Raw genomic sequence first — 315 nt, 5'->3', positions numbered from 1 at the left:
TACTCACTGCGGCGATCACGTTATGGAATACCGTGTATATAGAAAGAGCCATCGAATCACTGAAACGGAAAGGGGTTCAGATTAATGAGCAATTGCTTTCGCACCTGTCGCCGCTGGGTTGGGAGCATATCAATCTGAGTGGAGATTACATCTGGCGTAATAATCTTAAGTTAGGAGCTGGAAAATACCGTCCGTTACGATCAGTTGATATCAATCTGTACAAAAAACAGGCTTAGCGTAGGATATTTTCCGTTTTCCAAGCGGACCCCTTATGTACAAGCACAACAAATCTGGCTGATTCTTGTGGCGTTCGTT

At 44.1% G+C, this 315-nt stretch carries 1 protein-coding gene; it reads left to right on the top strand.

Translation table 11 applies throughout. From position 1 onward, the window contains the following. On the top strand, positions 1-236 hold a 236-nt coding region (locus tag C5469_RS23145; RefSeq protein WP_166311062.1), incomplete at its 5' end, for a Tn3 family transposase. Positions 237-315: the final 79 nt, after the last annotated feature.

This window comes from Photorhabdus cinerea, from assembly GCF_011189575.1.
GTDB lineage: Bacteria > Pseudomonadota > Gammaproteobacteria > Enterobacterales > Enterobacteriaceae > Photorhabdus > Photorhabdus cinerea.
Note: the sequence above shows the minus strand (reverse complement) of the source record. Positions and strands in the feature narration are given on the sequence as shown.